This is a genomic window from Bacillus rugosus, from assembly GCF_023238245.1.
Lineage (GTDB): Bacteria > Bacillota > Bacilli > Bacillales > Bacillaceae > Bacillus > Bacillus rugosus.
This window is the reverse complement of record NZ_CP096590.1, coordinates 3883897-3901301: the sequence shown is the minus strand read 5'-3', so window position 1 is coordinate 3901301 and position 17405 is coordinate 3883897. Positions and strand designations below refer to the sequence as shown.

Here is a 17405-nt window from a genome sequence, read left to right as displayed (position 1 = left end):
TACAAATCAACCGATGAAAAAGGAGGAAGAAATAGACAGAAAGCAGGAGTAAAATGAAACGATTTATCCTAAGCATTTTTCTTTTAGGCAGCTGCTTAGCTCTCGCGGCTTGCGCTGATCAAGAGGCAAACGCGGAGCAGCAGATGCCGAAAGCGGAACATAAGAAAACAGAAGAGAAGACAGTACATATTCAGAAAAAAGAAGACGATACATCCGCATGGATCAAAACAGAGAAACCGGCAAAGCTGCCGATTTTGATGTACCACAGCATTTCCTCTGGAAACAGCCTCCGTGTCCCGAAGGAAGAATTCGAAGCGCATATGAAGTGGCTGCACGAAAACGGCTACCAGACATTAACACCGAAAGAGGCGTATCTCATGCTGACGCAGGATAAAAAGCCGAGTGAAAAATGTGTGCTGATCACGTTTGATGACGGATACACCGACAATTATCAAGACGCGTATCCGGTGCTAAAAAAGTACGGGATGAAGGCGACGATTTTTATGATCGGCAAATCGATCGGACATAAACATCATCTGACAGAGGACCAAATGAAAGAAATGGCGAAGCATGGCATAGCGATTGAAAGCCATACGATTGACCACCTTGAGCTGAATGGATTAACGCCTGAACAGCAGCACAGTGAGATGGCTGATTCGAAAAAGCTGTTTGACAACATGTTTCATCAACAAACCTCCATTATTAGCTATCCGGTGGGGCGCTACAATGAGGAGACGCTGAAGGCCGCCGAAGAAACGGGCTATCAAATGGGCGTAACGACAGAACCAGGCGCGGCAACGAGAGACCAGGGAATGTACGCCCTCCATCGCGTGCGTGTGTCCCCGGGTATGTCAGGTGCGGCTTTTGGCGCGTATATCGAGTCGCTGAAATAAAAAAGGAGGCGCTCAATCGCCTCCGCCGCCACAGCCGGAATCGCTGAAACCTCCGTCACTGCCGCATCCATCATGGTGTGAGCCATGATTTGAATAACCGAAAAACCCGCTGTCCGCCTGCTGGCGGCTTTTGTTTTCCGAGGGCTGCGGCTGAATGACTGAAAGAAAAACAATAATAGATATAATCAATAAGATAATCACAATCACTTTGGTCACTCCCTTTTTTCACCATATCTGTTATACGGGTGAAACACAGATCGGTTTCACTTCAAAGAGATCGATTCTTTCAGGCGGTCTTTGAGCCAGCGCTTCAACACCCCGTGTCCTTTATTTGACAATAAAGTGCTGACACGCCAATACATAGGTGGATGAGGTGCGAACTGAAAATCAATGAATCTGAAAAGCCAGCTTTTATCGCGGGTGAGAGAGTCGATATGAAGCTCGTCCTCATCTGCTTCAGAGCTGTAGGCGCTTTGTTTCTGTATGTCCTCATCCTGCCGAAACGCCAAGATCCTCAAGGCATCGGCCATTTGTTTGTACCCGCCTTCCAGCAGCGATGCGCCAAGGTTGTCAGCGCGCACCTCCATCCATTGTGAACAAAAGGATTGATAGAGCTGAAACAGAAGGATGATGGCCATAATGAAAGCCCAAAGCGCAATTTTGTGGGCCGCGGGATGGGCAATATGCTGCTCAAATAAGAGGATGATCCCAACGACAGCTCCAAGATATAGAAAACGCAAAAACTGTGATGACAGAACGTCACGTTTTTTAATATGAATCGCCTCGTGAGCCAGAATGCCTTCAATGACACGCAGCGGAAGTGTTAGTGTGGCGCTTGTCAGAATGACCATTGACCTTCCGACATTCATGCCGACTGCCATTCCATTGTAATCATCACTCTCCGTTTCGTATATGCGGACATGGGAAATGCCGGCCCTGCGGAAAATCCTGTCGGCCGCTGCCTGTACATCCGGATGATGACATGGCTTGGCATCCATTGCCGCCCGTAAAACACGGTCTGACAGATACATGTTGAGTATCCAGTACAGCATCACGGCAACGGCCATGACCCATGGAGAGGCATGTAATGCATATAACACGAGCACCAATAAGGCGTAAGCTGATACGCCTTTTACGCTGGCGGCAAAATATAGCTTCCCAAGCAGCCGCTTCACATTTTTTCTATGATAAAACGGCAAAACAGAAATCACACTGTCTTCGTTGTTTTCCGAATCTGTGTATTCACGGAGGATCGCTTTCCATCTTTGCGGTTCCTTCACCGTTAGAAACATCGTTTCACCGGGAAGAGACAGTTTGATAACTTGCTGAAAGCTTGTTGTCAGATCTAAACGGGATGAATACATGGTCAGCAGCGGATGAAGCTTCAAGAGATCAGCTGTTGATTCAAGCTGAATGTCTCTCAAATCGGAAAGCGGGTATGTACGGGTTTCATAACGTGAGCTGATGTGCAATTTTTCCAAGGATGCTGAATACAAAACGTTCACACTGAAAACATTCAATATTCGTTTCACCAGTGCCCCTCCGCCGGAGACCATGCCCAAAAGGATGACATATTTGAGAGGGCTTGGGTCAGGTCCATAGATGAAAAAAATAACGGCGCCTGCAAACACAACGGCAGTCAGCGTGATGTCAGACAGGAGGCGTGTATTGTTTCTGGCAAGCTCGATTTCCTGCCAGTCTCCCGAAGGTATTTCCGCACGTTCGGAGGCAATGAGATCCATTGCGGTCCAATAGCAGTAGAACATTGTCGCGATCGAGACAATGCCGTCCATGAATGATAGATGAGAGAAGATGTAAAAAGCAGCGCCGACCCAAAGAACAATATCAATCCAGAAGTCTATAGCCGGAATGAGTTTTGCCGCCAGGGCTGATATCAAATAAAGTACCAGCCCGAGAATCATAAAAAGAAATAGATGTGTTCCCATAGGTATGCTAGAGTCCTTTCTATCTAGTATTTCCAACTATTACTATAGCATGAGGCGGGAACTTGCAAAAATAGGAACATGCAAAAAAGCAAGCTCTTTCGTTTTACGAAGAGCTTGCTTGCGATGTATCAATAAAACTGGTGCAGCAGCAATAAGGTTAAGGACACTGTGATCGCTCCCCCGATTCGGGTAGACACCTGGGCGAATGGCATCAGCTCAAGTCTTTCTGCGGCACTTAAAATGGCGACGTCCCCGGTGCCGCCTTGTCCTGAATGGCACGCATTGATAATAGCTGTCTCAATCGGATACATGTTCAGCCATTTTCCGGTGAAAAAGCCGACGGCCATCATGGTCACAACGACAGACAGAATCGTAATGATATTGCTGAGGTTGAAGGCAGCGACAAGCTTGTCCCACGGCGTCATGGACACCCCGATCGCAAAGAGAAGCGGGTAGGTCACAGCGGTTGAAAAGAAGCGGGACACCCCAAACGCGCCATTTTCAATTGAGGCAGGCACCAATCTGAACAGCTTAATCAGAACAGCCAGCAACAGCATGGCAACGGGAGCCGGAAATCCAAAAAAGTCGTGAGCGAGCATGCCGACTAAATATAAAGAAACGGCAAGGATACCGCCTGACGCAAATAAGTAAAGGTTGAACATTTGCTGGCCGCTTTGTGATTCCTCCAGCGCAGGGGACACTTCTTCAGATCGGTCCACTTTGCCGTTGCCTGTCCATTCCGGTTTTTTCTTTCCAATTCTGTTCAGCAATCCCGCTAGAATGATCGCGCACAGGCTGCCCAGCATGATCGACGGCAGAACAAGTGCAAACGCTTCCCCTTGAGACATGGGCATGATATCAGAATAACCGATGGATAGCGGAATAGCGCCTTCTCCGACTCCTCCTGCCATAATAGGAATGACAATGTACAGCAGTGTATGCTGAAATCCGAGGCCGAGCAATGTGCCGACAGCCAGTCCGACAATAGCAGCCGCGACAGAACCGGCAATAAGCGGAATAAAGATTTTCATGAATGCTTTTACGAGAGTTTCTCTTTTCATGCCGAGGATGCTTCCAACGACAATCCCGGCGATAAATAAGTATAGAAAGTTTGAGTTTTCTGTAAATTCTGTGGTGGATTTGACGATATCATTAGGCAGCAGGTGATAGTAGACGACAGCGGACGGAATAAAAGTAGCTAAGATGGCCGGGCCGCCGATAGAACGAACAATCGGTATCGATTTGCCGATTTGGGCAAAGGTGAACCCGAAAAACGCCATGACGGCAATGGATGTCAAGATGTCACTTTTTACATCGTGTTGCATAACAAAAACAGTGATTAATATAAACAGCAAGGCATACACAGGAAGCGGTATGATGCCTACTTTTATATTCATGGCTCTTGCAAACCAATTCTCTTTTCGAACCCCTTCGTGAATTGTATCCGCTTGCAATCGCATTTGTGTTTGAAGCTCTCCCATTGAAAAACCTCCCCTATTCTTGATGCAGTGAAATTGTTCACTATGTTAAGGATACTAAAAAATTGAAATTATTAATATATTAAAAATTTACTATTCAGCTTATCGAATCTTCCCGGTTCGAATGAAAAGAGGCATTCTGACTAAAAACGGTCTATGACGGAATGCTGAGAAACGAGTGCTGGGGCCGGACAAGCATTTTATTCGCAAGGAACGATATGTTGATGTACGATAATAAAGGGTCATTCATCCTAGAGACCGTCATCAATCAGCAACAAAATAGACAATAATCCGTCACATAGTGCAGGACTTTTTAGGTATTTTAGGCTTTATTTTTGAAAAGAATCGTTGTAAAGTACTTAATATGAACCAGTCAGAGAATGTGTCATTTGGTCAATCTGGCAATCTAGCATCATATTGAACAACTTATTGACACATTTGTGAAATATTGAACAATATTTTTTTTGTCTATTTTGTGAATTACTGATCAAAGTCTCGGTTCTATTTGTGAAGTGGTGAGCAAACTAACAGTTTTAACCGGAAATGGAGGAGAAAGCATGAGTGAATTGGTATTAGCCCGCATACAATTTGCATCAACAACGTTGTTTCACTTCTTGTTTGTGCCGATGTCCATCGGGCTTGTGTTTATGGTTGCTTTGATGGAGACTCTTTATCTTGTGAAGAAAAATGAGCTGTACCTCAAAATGGCAAAGTTTTGGGGACACTTATTCTTAATAAATTTCGCAGTCGGTGTTGTAACGGGGATTTTGCAAGAATTCCAGTTTGGACTGAACTGGTCTGATTACTCCCGTTTTGTCGGAGATGTATTTGGCGCTCCGCTTGCGATTGAAGCATTATTGGCGTTTTTCATGGAATCTATCTTTATCGGATTATGGATTTTCGGCTGGGACCGCCTGCCGAAAAAAATTCACGCTCTCTGCATTTGGCTCGTGTCATTCGGAACGATTATGTCGTCTTTCTGGATTTTAACAGCGAACTCCTTTATGCAGGAGCCGGTCGGCTTTACGATCAAAAACGGCCGCGCGGAAATGAACGACTTTGCCGCGCTGATTACAAACCCTCAGCTTTGGGTTGAATTCCCGCACGTCATTTTTGGTGCGCTTGCCACAGGGGCATTCTTTATCGCTGGAGTGAGTGCTTTTAAACTATTGAAGAAAAAAGAAGTGCCGTTCTTTAAACAATCTTTTAAACTCGCAATGATCGTCGGCCTGTGTGCCGGTCTTGGCGTCGGCCTTAGCGGACATATGCAGGCTGAGCACTTGATGGAATCACAGCCGATGAAAATGGCTGCCAGTGAAGGCCTTTGGGAAGACAGCGGTAACCCTGCTGCTTGGACGGCTTTTGCCACGATTGATACAAAAAATGAGAAAAGCTCAAATGAAATCAAAATTCCTTATGCTTTGAGCTACTTGGCGTATCAGAAATTCAGCGGAAGTGTCAAAGGGATGAAAACACTTCAGGCTGAGTACGAAAAAATATACGGAAAAGGCGACTACATTCCACCTGTAAAAACGACATTCTGGAGCTTCCGCATCATGGTTGGCGCAGGTGTTGTCATGATTCTTGCTGCGTTAGGGGGCCTTTGGTTAAACCGCCGCAAAAAGCTTGAAAACAGCAAATGGTATTTGCGCATTATGATCGCATTGATTTCCTTCCCGTTTATTGCGAACTCCGCGGGTTGGATTATGACAGAGATCGGGCGTCAGCCGTGGACGGTCATGGGCTTGATGACAACAGCTCAATCCGTGTCGCCTAACGTAACAGCGGGCTCCCTGTTATTCTCAATCATCGCATTTGGTGTGATGTACATGATTCTGGGTGCACTGCTTGTCTTCTTGTTCATCCGTGAGATTAAAAAAGGTGCGGAGCATGGTGATCATCATGATGTGCCTGTATCAACAGATCCTTTTAGTCAGGAGGTATACCATGGCATCTCTTCATGATCTTTGGTTTATACTCGTTGCTGTATTGTTTGTAGGATTCTTCTTTTTGGAAGGCTTTGATTTCGGAGTCGGCATGGCGACCCGTTTTCTTGGCCATAATGAGTTAGAGCGCAGAGTGCTGATCAACACGATCGGGCCGTTTTGGGACGCGAATGAAGTATGGCTTTTGACTGGTGCAGGCGCCATTTTCGCTGCGTTTCCGAACTGGTATGCAACGATGCTGAGCGGTTATTACATTCCGTTTGTCATTGTGCTGCTTGCGTTAATGGGCCGCGGGGTCGCGTTTGAGTTCCGGGGCAAGGTTGATCATGTAAAATGGGTAAAGGTTTGGGACTGGGTCGTTTTCTTCGGCAGTCTGATTCCTCCGTTTGTGCTTGGTGTGCTGTTCACGACATTATTCCGCGGGATGCCGATTGATGCCGATATGAACATTCACGCGCATGTATCTGATTATATCAATGTATATTCTGTACTTGGCGGTGTGACTGTAACACTTCTTTGCTTCCAGCATGGATTAATGTTTATCACGCTGCGTACGATTGGTGATTTGCAAAACCGCGCCCGGAAAATGGCGCAAAAGATAATGGGTGTTGTTTTTGTGGCGGTTCTTGCCTTCGCGGCCCTTTCTGCCTATCAGACAGACATGTTTACGCGCCGCGGCGAGATTACCATTCCGCTCGTTGTTTTGATTGTCATCTGCTTTATGCTTGCTGCTGTATTTATTCGTAAGAAAAAAGACGGCTGGACATTTGGGATGACAGGCGCGGGGCTGGCGCTGACTGTAGGGATGATCTTTATTTCATTATTCCCTCGGGTGATGGTCAGCTCGATTCAAAGCGCGTACGATTTAACAGTAGCTAACGCTTCTTCCGGTGATTATTCGCTTAAAGTCATGTCAATTGCAGCATTAACCCTATTGCCATTTGTAATCGGCAGCCAGATCTGGAGCTATTATGTCTTCCGGAAGCGCGTCAGCCATAAGGAGCCTATGACTTATTAATGGGAAGAGACCTGTTTCGATATAAAGGAATGAAGCGGATTTTCACCGTGATTACTTGTTTAACGCTGATTCAGACAGCCGCTATTATTATGCAGGCAGAGTGGCTGAGTGAAGCCGTAACCGGACTGTTCAACGGGAAGAGCATTGCCTCCCTGTTTCCGGTGATCGGCTTTTTCCTCATCGCTTTTGTCGCCCGGCACGGGGTGACCGTGGCGCGCCAGAAAATCGTTTATCAATATGCCGCTCGGACAGGAGCTGATTTGAGAAAAAGTTTTCTTGATCAGCTGTTCCGGTTAGGTCCCCGCTTTGCAAAGAAAGAGGGAACAGGGCAAATGGTGACGCTGGCGATGGAAGGCATCAGCCAGTTCCGCCGCTACCTGGAGCTTTTTCTTCCGAAAATGGTCAGCATGGCGATTGTGCCTGCGGCGGTTGTTATTTATGTGTTTTTTCAGGATCGTACCTCAGCCATCATTTTAGTTGCTGCTATGCCGATTCTGATTATCTTTATGATTCTTCTCGGCCTTGTCGCACAGAGAAAAGCGGATCGTCAGTGGAAATCCTATCAGAGACTTTCTAATCATTTTGTAGATTCTCTTCGCGGGCTGGAGACATTGCGTTTCTTAGGTTTGAGCAAGTCGCACAGCAAAAATATTTTCTACGTTAGTGAGCGGTATCGAAAAGCGACGATGAGCACGCTTCGGGTGGCATTTTTATCTTCATTCGCCCTCGATTTTTTCACGATGCTGTCGGTGGCGACTGTCGCAGTGTTTTTGGGCCTGCGCCTTATCGACGGTGATATTTTGCTTGGTCCCGCTTTAACGGCGCTTATTCTCGCACCTGAGTATTTTCTGCCAGTACGGGAAGTGGGAAATGATTATCATGCGACGCTGAACGGACAGGAAGCAGGCAAAACCATTCAAGAGATTTTGTCGCAGCCTGGTTTTAAAGAAGAGATGCCGCTTCAGCTCGAGGCTTGGTCCGATCAGGATGAGCTGAAGCTGTCAGGCGTGTCAGTCGGCCGTTCGGTGTCTGATATTCATCTCTCATTCAAAGGCAAGAAAAAAATCGGCATTATCGGTGCAAGCGGTGCCGGAAAATCAACATTAATTGATATCCTCGGCGGATTTTTGGAGCCGGATGGCGGCATGATCGAGGTCAATGGTTCAGGGCGGTCCCATTTGCAGGACGGCAGCTGGCAGAAAAACCTCCTTTATATCCCACAGCATCCGTACATTTTTGATGATACACTGGCGAACAACATTCGCTTTTATCATCCAAGCGCTTCGGACGAGGATACAGCCCGGGCAGCTGCCTCGGCTGGTCTGACAGAGCTGGTGGACAAGCTTCCTGGCGGATTAGAGGGACGGATCGGGGAAGGCGGCCGGGCGCTCAGCGGCGGCCAAGCTCAGCGTGTTGCGCTGGCCCGCGCCTTTTTGGGAAACCGCACGATCCTGTTGCTGGATGAGCCGACCGCCCATCTTGATATCGAAACAGAATATGAAATAAAAGAAACGATGCTGGACTTATTTGAGGATAAGCTCGTCTTTCTCGCGACTCACCGGCTCCACTGGATGCTTGATATGGACGAAATTATCGTGCTGGATGGGGGCAGGGTTGCGGAAATCGGGACTCACGATGAATTGCTGGCGAAAAACGGTGTGTACACCAAACTCGTGGAGGCACAACTGGGGGAGAGAGCATGAAGAAAGAAGAATGGATTCTGCCGTATATCAAGCAAAATGCCCGCCTGTTCGTTCTGGTCATCTTTTTGGGTGCGGTGACAATTTTTTCTGCTGCTTTTCTCATGTTCACCTCAGGGTTTTTGATCTCTAAGGCAGCGACAAGACCCGAAAACATCCTGCTCATTTATGTCCCGATCGTCGCTGTGCGCACCTTTGGGATTGCACGGTCTGTGTCACGATATGTGGAACGCCTCGTCGGCCATCACATCATTTTGAAAATTGTATCCGACATGCGCGTCCGCCTTTACAACATGCTTGAACCGGGTGCCTTGATGCTGCGTTCCCGTTTTCGCACGGGGGATATGCTCGGCATTTTGTCTGAGGATATTGAGCATTTGCAGGATGCCTTCTTAAAAACGATTTTTCCTGCGATCTCAGCTTTGCTCTTGTATGCTGTTTCAGTGATTGCGCTCGGCTTCTTCTCTTGGCCGTTTGCCATATTGCTTGCGCTTTATTTGTTTGTTCTTGTTGTACTGTTTCCGGTTGTGTCTTTGCTAGTGACGAGAGCGAAGAATGCGAAGCTGAAAAGCGGGCGGAATGTGCTGTACAGCCGTCTGACAGATGCTGTGATGGGTGTCAGCGATTGGATGTTCAGCGGACGCAGGCATGCGTTCATTGATTCCTATGAAAAAGAGGAACATGATTGGTTTGAGCTTGAACGGAAAAAACAACGCTTTATGAGATGGCGGGACTTTGCCGCGCAATGCCTTGTCGCCGGCCTTATTTTGCTGATGCTGTTTTGGACGGCGGGGCACCATGCAGACGGGGAGCTCGCCAAAACGATGATTGCAGCTTTTGTGCTTGTGGTGTTCCCGTTGACGGAAGCCTTTCTGCCGCTTTCAGATGCTTTGGGCGAACTGCCCGGCTATCAGGATTCCATCAAACGCATGAACAAGGTGGCTCCTCAGCCGGAGGCGGCACAAACAGAATCAGCAGCTAAAACACTTGATCTCCAAGATGTCACACTGTCATTTCGTGATGTGACGTTTTCTTATGACAATACCAGCCAAGTACTGCACAACTTTTCCTTTACGCTGCGTCAAGGAGAAAAAATGGCGCTGCTTGGCCGGAGCGGGTCCGGGAAATCAACATCACTCGCATTAATTGAAGGCGCCTTGAAACCGGACTTAGGATCTGTGACGTTAAACGGAGTGGAGACATCGCTGTTAAAGGATCAGATTGCTGATGCGGTGGCCGTGTTAAACCAAAAACCGCACCTGTTTGACACAAGCATCCTGAATAACATCAGGCTTGGAAACGGAGAGGCAAGCGACGAGGATGTGCGCCGCGCCGCAAAGCAGGTGAAGCTGCATGACTACATTGAGTCACTGCCTGACGGATATTATACTTCTGTTCAGGAAACCGGCATCCGCTTTTCTGGAGGAGAGCGCCAGCGGATCGCACTCGCGCGGATTTTGCTGCAGGATACGCCGATCATCATCCTTGATGAGCCGACAGTCGGCCTTGACCCCATCACTGAGCGTGAATTGATGGAAACGGTGTTTGAGGTGTTAAAAGGAAAAACGATTCTATGGATTACGCACCATCTCGCGGGAGTGGAAGCGGCCGATAAAATCGTGTTTCTCGAAAACGGAAAAACGGAAATGGAAGGAACGCATGAGGAACTGCTGGCGTCAAACGAACGATATCGCCGCCTGTATCATCTTGATGTTCCTGTAAAATAGAAGACAGCCATTCAGGCTGTCTTTTTTGTTTGAAAAAGAAAAGGTGCAGGAAAAATAGGTAGAGAACGAAGAGGAGGGATAGAGATGAATGTTCCAATTTGGACGGAAGAGCATGTGAGGGCTTCGCTCCCTGAAAGAGATGCAGAAAGCCATAAAGGCACGTACGGTACAGCTTTGCTGCTGGCGGGCAGCGACGATATGCCGGGAGCGGCGCTTCTTTCGGGGCTCGGGGCCATGCGAAGCGGACTGGGGAAGCTTGTCATCGGGACGTCTGAAAGCGTGATCCCGCTGATTGTTCCTGTTCTGCCCGAGGCGACCTATTGGCGTAACGGCTGGCAAAAAGCGGCGGACGCTCAGCTTGAAGAGAGGTACCGGGCCATTGCCATCGGACCGGGGCTGCCGCAAACCGAAAGCGTACGGCAGGCAGTTGATCATGTGCTTGCGGCGGATTGCCCCGTAATTTTGGATGCCGGAGCGCTGGCGAAGGCCACGTATCCGAAACGGGAGGCGCCCGTCATCCTCACGCCGCACCCGGGCGAGTTTTCCCGTATGACAGGGGTGCCGGTGAACGAATTGCAAAACAAAAGAGCGGAATATGCAAAGGAATGGGCGGCTCAGCTGCAGGCTGTCATTGTGTTAAAAGGAAATCAAACCGTTATCGCCTTCCCTGATGGCGACTGCTGGTGCAACCCAACCGGAAACGGGGCGCTCGCCAAGGGTGGAACCGGTGACACGCTGACGGGCATGATATTGGGCATGCTTTGCTGCCACGAAGACCCGAAGCACGCCATATTAAACGCAGTCTATCTGCACGGTGCGTGCGCCGAGCTCTGGACGGACGAGCACTCCGCTCATACGCTGCTCGCTCACGAGCTTTCTGATGTGCTGCCTCGTGTGTGGAAACGATTTGAATGATAAAAAGCTGTCTTCATAGAGAAGACAGCTTTTCTTGATAACCCGCCCGTTTTTTCAGACGCGGTTTCATCAATACATAATAAAGAATAGAAGGCACGGCCAAGCCGACAATCCAGGCGATATCTCCGCCTCCAAACATTTTGGCCAGCGGTCCAATGTAAAAGGACGTATTGATAAATGGGATTTCAAGCAAGATGGACAGGACGAACGCAATCGTAGTAATCCAATTGACTTTTCCATATGGGCCGTTCACATCAAACATGGCTTTGACTTGATAGTTTCCGTGGCGGACGAAGTAGTAATCGACTAAGTTGATTGCCGTCCACGGAATTAAGAAATAACTGATGAAAAAGATAAAATTCAAAAACAGCTCCATAAAATTGCTTTGCCCGAGAAGGCTTAAGACTGTGCCGACAAGCGTGACGCCGAGGATCATGATGATTCTTACTTTCGGCGTGACTTTTAACTTCAGAAACGGCTCAAGCGTTGTTGTTGTAGACATGAAAGCCCCATACAGATTAAAAACATTGATTGCCATTTGCCCAAATAATACAATGATCAGCATAATGAACGAGAAGGGGCCAAACAATTGGACAATCTGGCTGCCTGAGTTTGCCGTAAAGTCAGGAAGTGCTGTTGTCAGCAAAGCACCGAGCAGCATCATCCAGATGGAGCTGACAGATGTACCTGCATAGCTGTACCAAAATGTTTGAGAAGCCGGTGTTTTAACTGGCAGATATCTTGAATAGTCGGCAACATACGGTGCGTATGCAAGCTGCCACGTCGCGACTGCGCTGACCGCCACCAAGAAAATCGGCAGATCAACCGCTCCGGGAATCCAGCTGCCTGCCGGAATCGGCAATTGAAAAATGAGTATCGTTGCAGCAAAAAATACAGCAAAAGAGGTCCAAGAAAGGATTTTTTGCATTTTGTGAATCAAATCATGGCCGAAAATGGTGAGTAAAAAACATACGGCGCTTAAGCCTATAATGCTCCATGATCCCGGGATGGGAACAAAGCTGCTTAAGGTTCCAGCCGCCAGAATCGTGCTGCTTGCGAAGAAACCAAGGTAGATAAACATAACTAAGAAGAGGGGAAGAATCGCTCCGATTACGCCGAATTGGGCACGGCTTTGAATCATTTGCGGGATGCCAAGCTGAGGGCCTTGCGCGGAATGAGACGCCATAAATATGGCACCGATTAATGTTCCGCAAATAATAGCGGCAACACTCCAAAATAGATTAAGTCCCATTGCAACGGGAATCGTGCCGGTCACTAACGTGGTGATATGCATATTAGCCCCGAACCATACGGGAAATAAATCTTTCGCTTTACCATGTCTTTCTTCATTCGGAATATATTCAATCGTTCGCCTTTCTACTTTCAATGCATCGTCCTCCATATTGGATGTTATTTAAAATCGACATAAAGTCATAGCTTAACAGACTGTGCGGGGGTTTACAAATGCGGATGTGCAGCCATACGGCCGGGAAGCCTGATCTGTCAATGGCTGAAAAGAATTGTAAAAAAAGATGAACGCTTTTAAATCCGGTGTCGTCTCATAAGGCAGAAAAACAAAAAAGGGGGGATCGCGGCCATTGGATACACACGAAGAACAGCAGCTGATACAACAGGCGAAAGAGGGAGACGACGAAGCGTTTACAGCTCTTTTCCACTATCATTATTCTTTTTTATATAAATATTTGCTAAAACTTTCTCTTCATCCTGACCTCAGTGAGGAGCTCGTTCAGGAAACCTTTTTGAAAGGTTACATTCATTTAAGAAGCTTCCAAGGCCGTTCCAAATTCTCCACGTGGCTGATTTCTATTGCATCCAGGCTCTACCTCGATCACCAGAAAAAGAGAAAGAGAGAATGGAAACGGAATCAGACAGTTACGGAGGAAGCAATCCGCAAGATCAAGTGGGACGTGTCAGTGAAAGGGGCAGAATGGAGCGAGACGCTTGATCTGTTTTCAAAGCTGGACCCTAAACTGCGCACGCCTGTTTTATTAAGGCATTACTACGGCTATACCTACGCCGAAATCGGGCTGATGCTGCAGATCAAGGAAGGCACGGTGAAGTCCAGAGTTCATAAAGGGCTCCAGCAAATCAGAAAGGAGTGGGACGATGAATAAAGAAAAGCGATCTCTTCATTTAAAATCAGAATTGCAGAAAATTGATGAAACAGCCAATCCCTCTATACCGGATCAAAAAGAACTGCTTTACCAGCTGTCACAAATGAAAGCTGAACGCAGAAGAAAACTGCTGAAAGAGATCATCTTATTTGTATTCTGCGCGCTGATGGTTGTGAGTGCGGCGATCCTGGCATTCACTCAAGCTCCCGCTGTGTTTATTGTACTTCAGGTTTGTGTGCTTGCTACCCTGCCGATTTTGATTGTGGCCGAGAAAAAAAGACAGCTCGGGGAATGCGAGGTGGAGCGCCGATGACACAAACAGAAATGATCATAACGGCTGCGGCTTATCTCATCGTATTGGCGCAGGGAATCTTTTTATTTATTGATGCGAAAAAACGAGATCGCATGGCATGGGTTTGGGGGATTGTCGGACTGATTCAAGCACCGATGCCTCTGATTTGCTATTACTTTTTTGTTATTAAGCCGGACCGGAAGAAAAGGGGGATCAAGCCATGAATATTTCTTGGGAAATGATTTTGCCGCTGATTGTATTACAGTTGGTTTTAGCGGTGTTTGCCCTTATCAGCTGTATAAAAGAAGAACGGACGAACGGGCCAAAGTGGATGTGGGCCGCAATCATCGTATGTATCAATATTATCGGGCCGATTTTGTTTTTTACCGTCGGCAGAAAGCAAAGGTAAGCGGATATGCTGTCTATTGAATCATTATGCAAATCGTACCGGCATCATGAAGCTGTAAAGAATGTCAGTTTTCACGTGAATGAAAACGAGTGTGTCGCATTATTAGGCCCTAATGGAGCCGGTAAAACCACAACACTGCAAATGCTGGCCGGACTGCTTTCGCCAACCTCTGGAACCATCAAGCTGTTAGGGGAGAAAAAGCCGGACCGGCGTTTGATCGGGTACCTCCCGCAGTATCCTGCTTTTTATTCGTGGATGACTGCAAACGAGTTTTTAACATTTGCCGGGAGACTGTCCGGTCTTTCAAAGAAAAAATGCCAAGAGGAAATCGGCGAGATGCTGGAATTTGTCGGCTTGCAGGAATCCGCACACAAAAGAATCGGCGGCTATTCAGGCGGCATGAAGCAAAGACTCGGTCTGGCACAGGCGCTGCTCCATAAACCGAAGCTGTTGATATTGGATGAACCAGTGTCCGCTCTTGATCCGTCAGGACGGTACGAGGTGCTGGACATGATGTTGGAGCTGAAGAAGCATATGGCTGTTCTGTTTTCCACACACGTTTTGCACGATGCAGAACAGGTTTGTGATCAGGTGGTGATCATGAAAAACGGGGAGGTTTCATGGAAAGGCGAATTACAGCAGCTAAAAAAACTGCATCAAACGAACGTTTTCATCCTTACAGTGAAAGAGAAGCTGAAGGGCTGGCTTGAAGAGAAGCCTTACGTATCAGGTATTGTCTATATGAATCCGTCCCAAGCTGTTTTCGAGCTTCCAGATATACATGCAGGCCTGACATTGCTGAGTGATTGTATCCGAACGGGATTGACCGTCACTCATTTTGAACAGAAAACGGAGTCGCTTGAAGACGTCTATCTAAAGGTGGTGCACGTATGATGGTGATGATGACGCTAGTGGAGAAGGAATGGCTGGAAGGGTGGAAAAGCGGCAAGCTGATCTGGCTGCCGATCGCGATGATGATCGTGGGATTGACACAGCCGCTAACCATTTATTATATGCCAGAAATCATTGAACACGGAGGAAACCTTCCTGATGGCATGAAAATCAGTTTTACGATGCCTTCCGGGTCTGAAGTGATGGTCAGCACGCTTTCTCAATTCAACACGCTTGGCATGGCTCTGGTCATCTTCAGCGTTATGGGCAGCGTGGCGAATGAAAGAAATCAAGGCGTAACGTCTCTGATCATGTCGAGGCCTGTGACGGCAGCCCATTATATCGTGAGCAAATGGCTCACCCAAAGCGTGATCGGCATTGCGTCGTTTGCAGCAGGATACGGGCTTGCTTATTATTACGTCCGGCTGCTGTTTGAGGACACATCCTTCAGCCGTTTTGCCGTAAGCCTTGGCCTCTACGCTCTTTGGATTATGTTTATTGTGACTGCCGGCCTTGCCGGAAGTACGATGTTTCGGTCTCTCGGAGCAGCCGCGGCTTCTGGGATCGGGCTGACAGCCGCAGTTTCCTTTGCTGTATCGCTATTTCCCGATGATGCGAAATGGCTTCCGGCTGAGCTATGTAAGCAGGCGGAGCATATCCTGCTTCATGGAGAGCGGGCGGATTTTTTCGGATGGTCGCTCACATTCTCCGTTTTGTGCATCGTGCTTCTGGCCATATTTTCAGTGTGGCGCTTCCGGCGGTATGAAAGCTATTAATTAATCATGTTACGCTTTTGCGTGAGCATCACAAGAAAGGCGGCAAATGCCAGTGCCCCGGCTCCATAAAAAACCTCGGCAAGTCCGAAAAGCTGTGCGATTTTTCCGGCAAAAAGTGGCCCGAGGAAGATACCCAGCGCATAAAACGATTGATAAAATCCCATAACCGACATTTTCAAACGGGCAGAACTGATGTCGACAACCCGGCTTAGCAGCAGAGGAAATACGAAACCGAGTGCCAGCCCGATGCAGGCATGTGTGATGCAAACCGTGATCAATGTAGCTGAAAAAGGAACGAATAGCAAACAGACTCCGGTGACAGCAAAACTGATCAGCATCACGGAGTAAGCGATGCGGCTTGTAAAGCGCAGAAACACAAAGCTTAATGTGGCGGCTGCGTGAGGGAGGAAAAAGGCGCTCATCACCCAAAGCAGCTCCGCGTCGCCCATTCCGAGCTGATTAATGAAAAGCGGCGTAAATCCAAACACTGTCATAAATAACACCGCATGGGCCGTCATAGACAGGATGGTGAAAAGCTTCAGCCTCGGCAGCCGCAATGTGTCTTGGATGTATTGCGTCACACGGATGGTGTCGCGGTTTGCGGGAGAGGCCGACGGGTCTTTAATAAAGCAGCATATCACGAGGCCGGCGGCTGAGGCAGCGAGCGCCATCCAAAATGGAACCTGCCTGCCTAAGTGGGCTGCCGCAAGCCCGCAGAACACAATGCTGACAAATTGAGGCATGACGGTGAAAAACTGCATAATGCCCATCGCTTTTGACGCATTGCCATTGTTGAAATAATGCGCGTATAAAATGGTCGCCATCACCCACATAGAGGCGGTTATCCCTGCAAACAGCCGGGCGGCCAGCACGAAGAAGAAAGAATCAAACATCAGAAACAGCAGGCTGCTGAGGACGGAAAACCCAAACCCGGCAATTAACAATTGCTTGCGCAGAGAAAAAAGGATGTCTGACAGAAGGCCGAGCGGGAAGCGCAAAAGGATTTGCGTAACCCCGTAGCTGCCGAGAATGATGCCGATTGTGCCATATGAAAAGTGCAGATCCTCCAAATAAAGACTGAATACAGGCACATAAATATAGCCTGAAAACCAAAAGCAAAATACCATGCTTAAAAAAACGGCGTGATCTAAAGCGCCGATTGTTTTTTTCTGAGGAATCATGTCCTGCTGTAATTCCATCGTTTTTCTCCACCCCTTTCCTTCCAGTACAACACAATTGCTGAAAGCGTTTCAATAGGAAAATAAAAAACAGGACTTCT

17 protein-coding genes are annotated in these 17405 nt (G+C 47.8%); 12 read left to right on the top strand and 5 right to left on the bottom strand.

What is annotated here, in order from left to right:
- Nucleotides 1–53 precede the first annotated feature (53 nt).
- Nucleotides 54–893 (top strand): polysaccharide deacetylase family protein, encoded by an 840-nt coding sequence (locus M0696_RS19765; protein WP_222142303.1) that lies wholly within the window; start codon nt 54–56, stop codon nt 891–893.
- Between the two features lie 12 nt (nt 894–905).
- Here M0696_RS19765 and M0696_RS19760 read toward each other — a convergent pair whose 3' ends face one another.
- From M0696_RS19760 to cimH, 3 genes are all read right to left on the bottom strand, one after another.
- On the bottom strand, nt 906–1100 hold the full coding sequence (locus M0696_RS19760; RefSeq protein ID WP_166846772.1) for a hypothetical protein: 195 nt from the start codon (nt 1098–1100) through the stop codon (nt 906–908).
- Nucleotides 1101–1156: 56 nt separating this feature from the next.
- Entirely contained in the window at nt 1157–2845 is a 1689-nt protein-coding gene (locus M0696_RS19755; RefSeq protein WP_222142465.1) for a M56 family metallopeptidase, read from the bottom strand.
- A gap of 122 nt (nt 2846–2967) precedes the next feature.
- Complete coding sequence (gene cimH, locus M0696_RS19750; protein WP_222142302.1) at nt 2968–4320, bottom strand: citrate/malate transporter CimH; 1353 nt, start codon at nt 4318–4320, stop codon at nt 2968–2970.
- Nucleotides 4321–4874: 554 nt separating this feature from the next.
- Between cimH and cydA the strand changes: the two genes are divergently transcribed.
- The 5 genes from cydA (at nt 4875) to M0696_RS19725 (ending at nt 11623) form a co-directional block, all read left to right on the top strand.
- Nucleotides 4875–6281 (top strand): cytochrome ubiquinol oxidase subunit I, encoded by a 1407-nt coding sequence (cydA, locus tag M0696_RS19745; protein ID WP_222142301.1) that lies wholly within the window; start codon nt 4875–4877, stop codon nt 6279–6281.
- On the top strand, nt 6265–7281 hold the full coding sequence (gene cydB, locus M0696_RS19740; RefSeq protein WP_222142300.1) for a cytochrome d ubiquinol oxidase subunit II: 1017 nt from the start codon (nt 6265–6267) through the stop codon (nt 7279–7281). The genes cydA and cydB overlap by 17 nt, the downstream gene beginning before the upstream one ends.
- Nucleotides 7281–8984 (top strand): thiol reductant ABC exporter subunit CydD, encoded by a 1704-nt coding sequence (cydD, locus tag M0696_RS19735; protein WP_222142299.1) that lies wholly within the window; start codon nt 7281–7283, stop codon nt 8982–8984. The genes cydB and cydD overlap by 1 nt, the downstream gene beginning before the upstream one ends.
- Nucleotides 8981–10708, top strand: coding sequence for a thiol reductant ABC exporter subunit CydC (gene cydC, locus M0696_RS19730; RefSeq protein WP_222142298.1), 1728 nt, complete (start codon nt 8981–8983; stop codon nt 10706–10708). The genes cydD and cydC overlap by 4 nt, the downstream gene beginning before the upstream one ends.
- Before the next feature lie 84 nt (nt 10709–10792).
- The gene (locus M0696_RS19725; RefSeq protein WP_222142297.1) at nt 10793–11623 is read left to right on the top strand and encodes an NAD(P)H-hydrate dehydratase; all 831 of its coding nucleotides are present in this window, start codon (nt 10793–10795) and stop codon (nt 11621–11623) included.
- Between the two features lie 13 nt (nt 11624–11636).
- Here M0696_RS19725 and M0696_RS19720 read toward each other — a convergent pair whose 3' ends face one another.
- Nucleotides 11637–13010 carry a cytosine permease gene (locus M0696_RS19720; protein ID WP_166846789.1) on the bottom strand — a complete coding sequence of 458 codons (1374 nt, stop codon included), beginning with the start codon at nt 13008–13010 and terminating at the stop codon, nt 11637–11639.
- Between the two features lie 211 nt (nt 13011–13221).
- On the opposite strand from M0696_RS19720, the gene sigY reads away from it, so the two are divergent.
- Genes sigY through M0696_RS19690 form a run of 6 tightly spaced genes read left to right on the top strand, consistent with a single transcriptional unit; the run spans nt 13222 to nt 16126 of the window.
- Nucleotides 13222–13758 (top strand): RNA polymerase sigma factor SigY, encoded by a 537-nt coding sequence (gene sigY / locus M0696_RS19715; protein WP_222142296.1) that lies wholly within the window; start codon nt 13222–13224, stop codon nt 13756–13758.
- Nucleotides 13751–14071 (top strand): YxlC family protein, encoded by a 321-nt coding sequence (locus M0696_RS19710; protein WP_166846793.1) that lies wholly within the window; start codon nt 13751–13753, stop codon nt 14069–14071. Before sigY ends, M0696_RS19710 begins: the two co-directional genes overlap by 8 nt.
- Nucleotides 14068–14274, top strand: a complete 207-nt coding sequence (gene yxlD, locus M0696_RS19705) for a sigma Y negative regulator YxlD (protein ID WP_222142295.1) — start codon at nt 14068–14070, stop codon at nt 14272–14274. The genes M0696_RS19710 and yxlD overlap by 4 nt, the downstream gene beginning before the upstream one ends.
- On the top strand, nt 14271–14459 hold the full coding sequence (yxlE, locus tag M0696_RS19700; RefSeq protein WP_003218770.1) for a sigma Y negative regulator YxlE: 189 nt from the start codon (nt 14271–14273) through the stop codon (nt 14457–14459). The genes yxlD and yxlE overlap by 4 nt, the downstream gene beginning before the upstream one ends.
- A 6-nt stretch (nt 14460–14465) precedes the next feature.
- Nucleotides 14466–15353 carry an ABC transporter ATP-binding protein gene (locus M0696_RS19695; protein WP_222142294.1) on the top strand — a complete coding sequence of 296 codons (888 nt, stop codon included), beginning with the start codon at nt 14466–14468 and terminating at the stop codon, nt 15351–15353.
- A complete protein-coding gene (locus M0696_RS19690; protein WP_248602318.1) occupies nt 15350–16126 on the top strand; it encodes an ABC transporter permease in 777 nt (258 codons plus the stop codon). The genes M0696_RS19695 and M0696_RS19690 overlap by 4 nt, the downstream gene beginning before the upstream one ends.
- Here M0696_RS19690 and M0696_RS19685 read toward each other — a convergent pair.
- A complete protein-coding gene (locus tag M0696_RS19685; protein ID WP_248602317.1) occupies nt 16123–17325 on the bottom strand; it encodes an MFS transporter in 1203 nt (400 codons plus the stop codon). The genes M0696_RS19690 and M0696_RS19685 overlap by 4 nt on opposite strands.
- Between the last annotated feature and the right edge of the window lie 80 nt (nt 17326–17405).

Coding starts and splice junctions, on each gene's coding strand:
- cydC (WP_222142298.1), top strand. CDS start 8,981: ATGAAGAAAGAAGAATGGATTCTGCCGTATATCAAGCAAAATGCCCGC.
- cydD (WP_222142299.1), top strand. CDS start 7,281: ATGGGAAGAGACCTGTTTCGATATAAAGGAATGAAGCGGATTTTCACC.
- M0696_RS19725 (WP_222142297.1), top strand. CDS start 10,793: ATGAATGTTCCAATTTGGACGGAAGAGCATGTGAGGGCTTCGCTCCCT.
- M0696_RS19685 (WP_248602317.1), bottom strand. CDS start 17,325: ATGGAATTACAGCAGGACATGATTCCTCAGAAAAAAACAATCGGCGCT.
- cydA (WP_222142301.1), top strand. CDS start 4,875: ATGAGTGAATTGGTATTAGCCCGCATACAATTTGCATCAACAACGTTG.
- yxlD (WP_222142295.1), top strand. CDS start 14,068: ATGACACAAACAGAAATGATCATAACGGCTGCGGCTTATCTCATCGTA.
- cimH (WP_222142302.1), bottom strand. CDS start 4,320: ATGGGAGAGCTTCAAACACAAATGCGATTGCAAGCGGATACAATTCAC.
- M0696_RS19710 (WP_166846793.1), top strand. CDS start 13,751: ATGAATAAAGAAAAGCGATCTCTTCATTTAAAATCAGAATTGCAGAAA.
- M0696_RS19695 (WP_222142294.1), top strand. CDS start 14,466: ATGCTGTCTATTGAATCATTATGCAAATCGTACCGGCATCATGAAGCT.
- M0696_RS19765 (WP_222142303.1), top strand. CDS start 54: ATGAAACGATTTATCCTAAGCATTTTTCTTTTAGGCAGCTGCTTAGCT.
- yxlE (WP_003218770.1), top strand. CDS start 14,271: ATGAATATTTCTTGGGAAATGATTTTGCCGCTGATTGTATTACAGTTG.
- cydB (WP_222142300.1), top strand. CDS start 6,265: ATGGCATCTCTTCATGATCTTTGGTTTATACTCGTTGCTGTATTGTTT.
- M0696_RS19690 (WP_248602318.1), top strand. CDS start 15,350: ATGATGGTGATGATGACGCTAGTGGAGAAGGAATGGCTGGAAGGGTGG.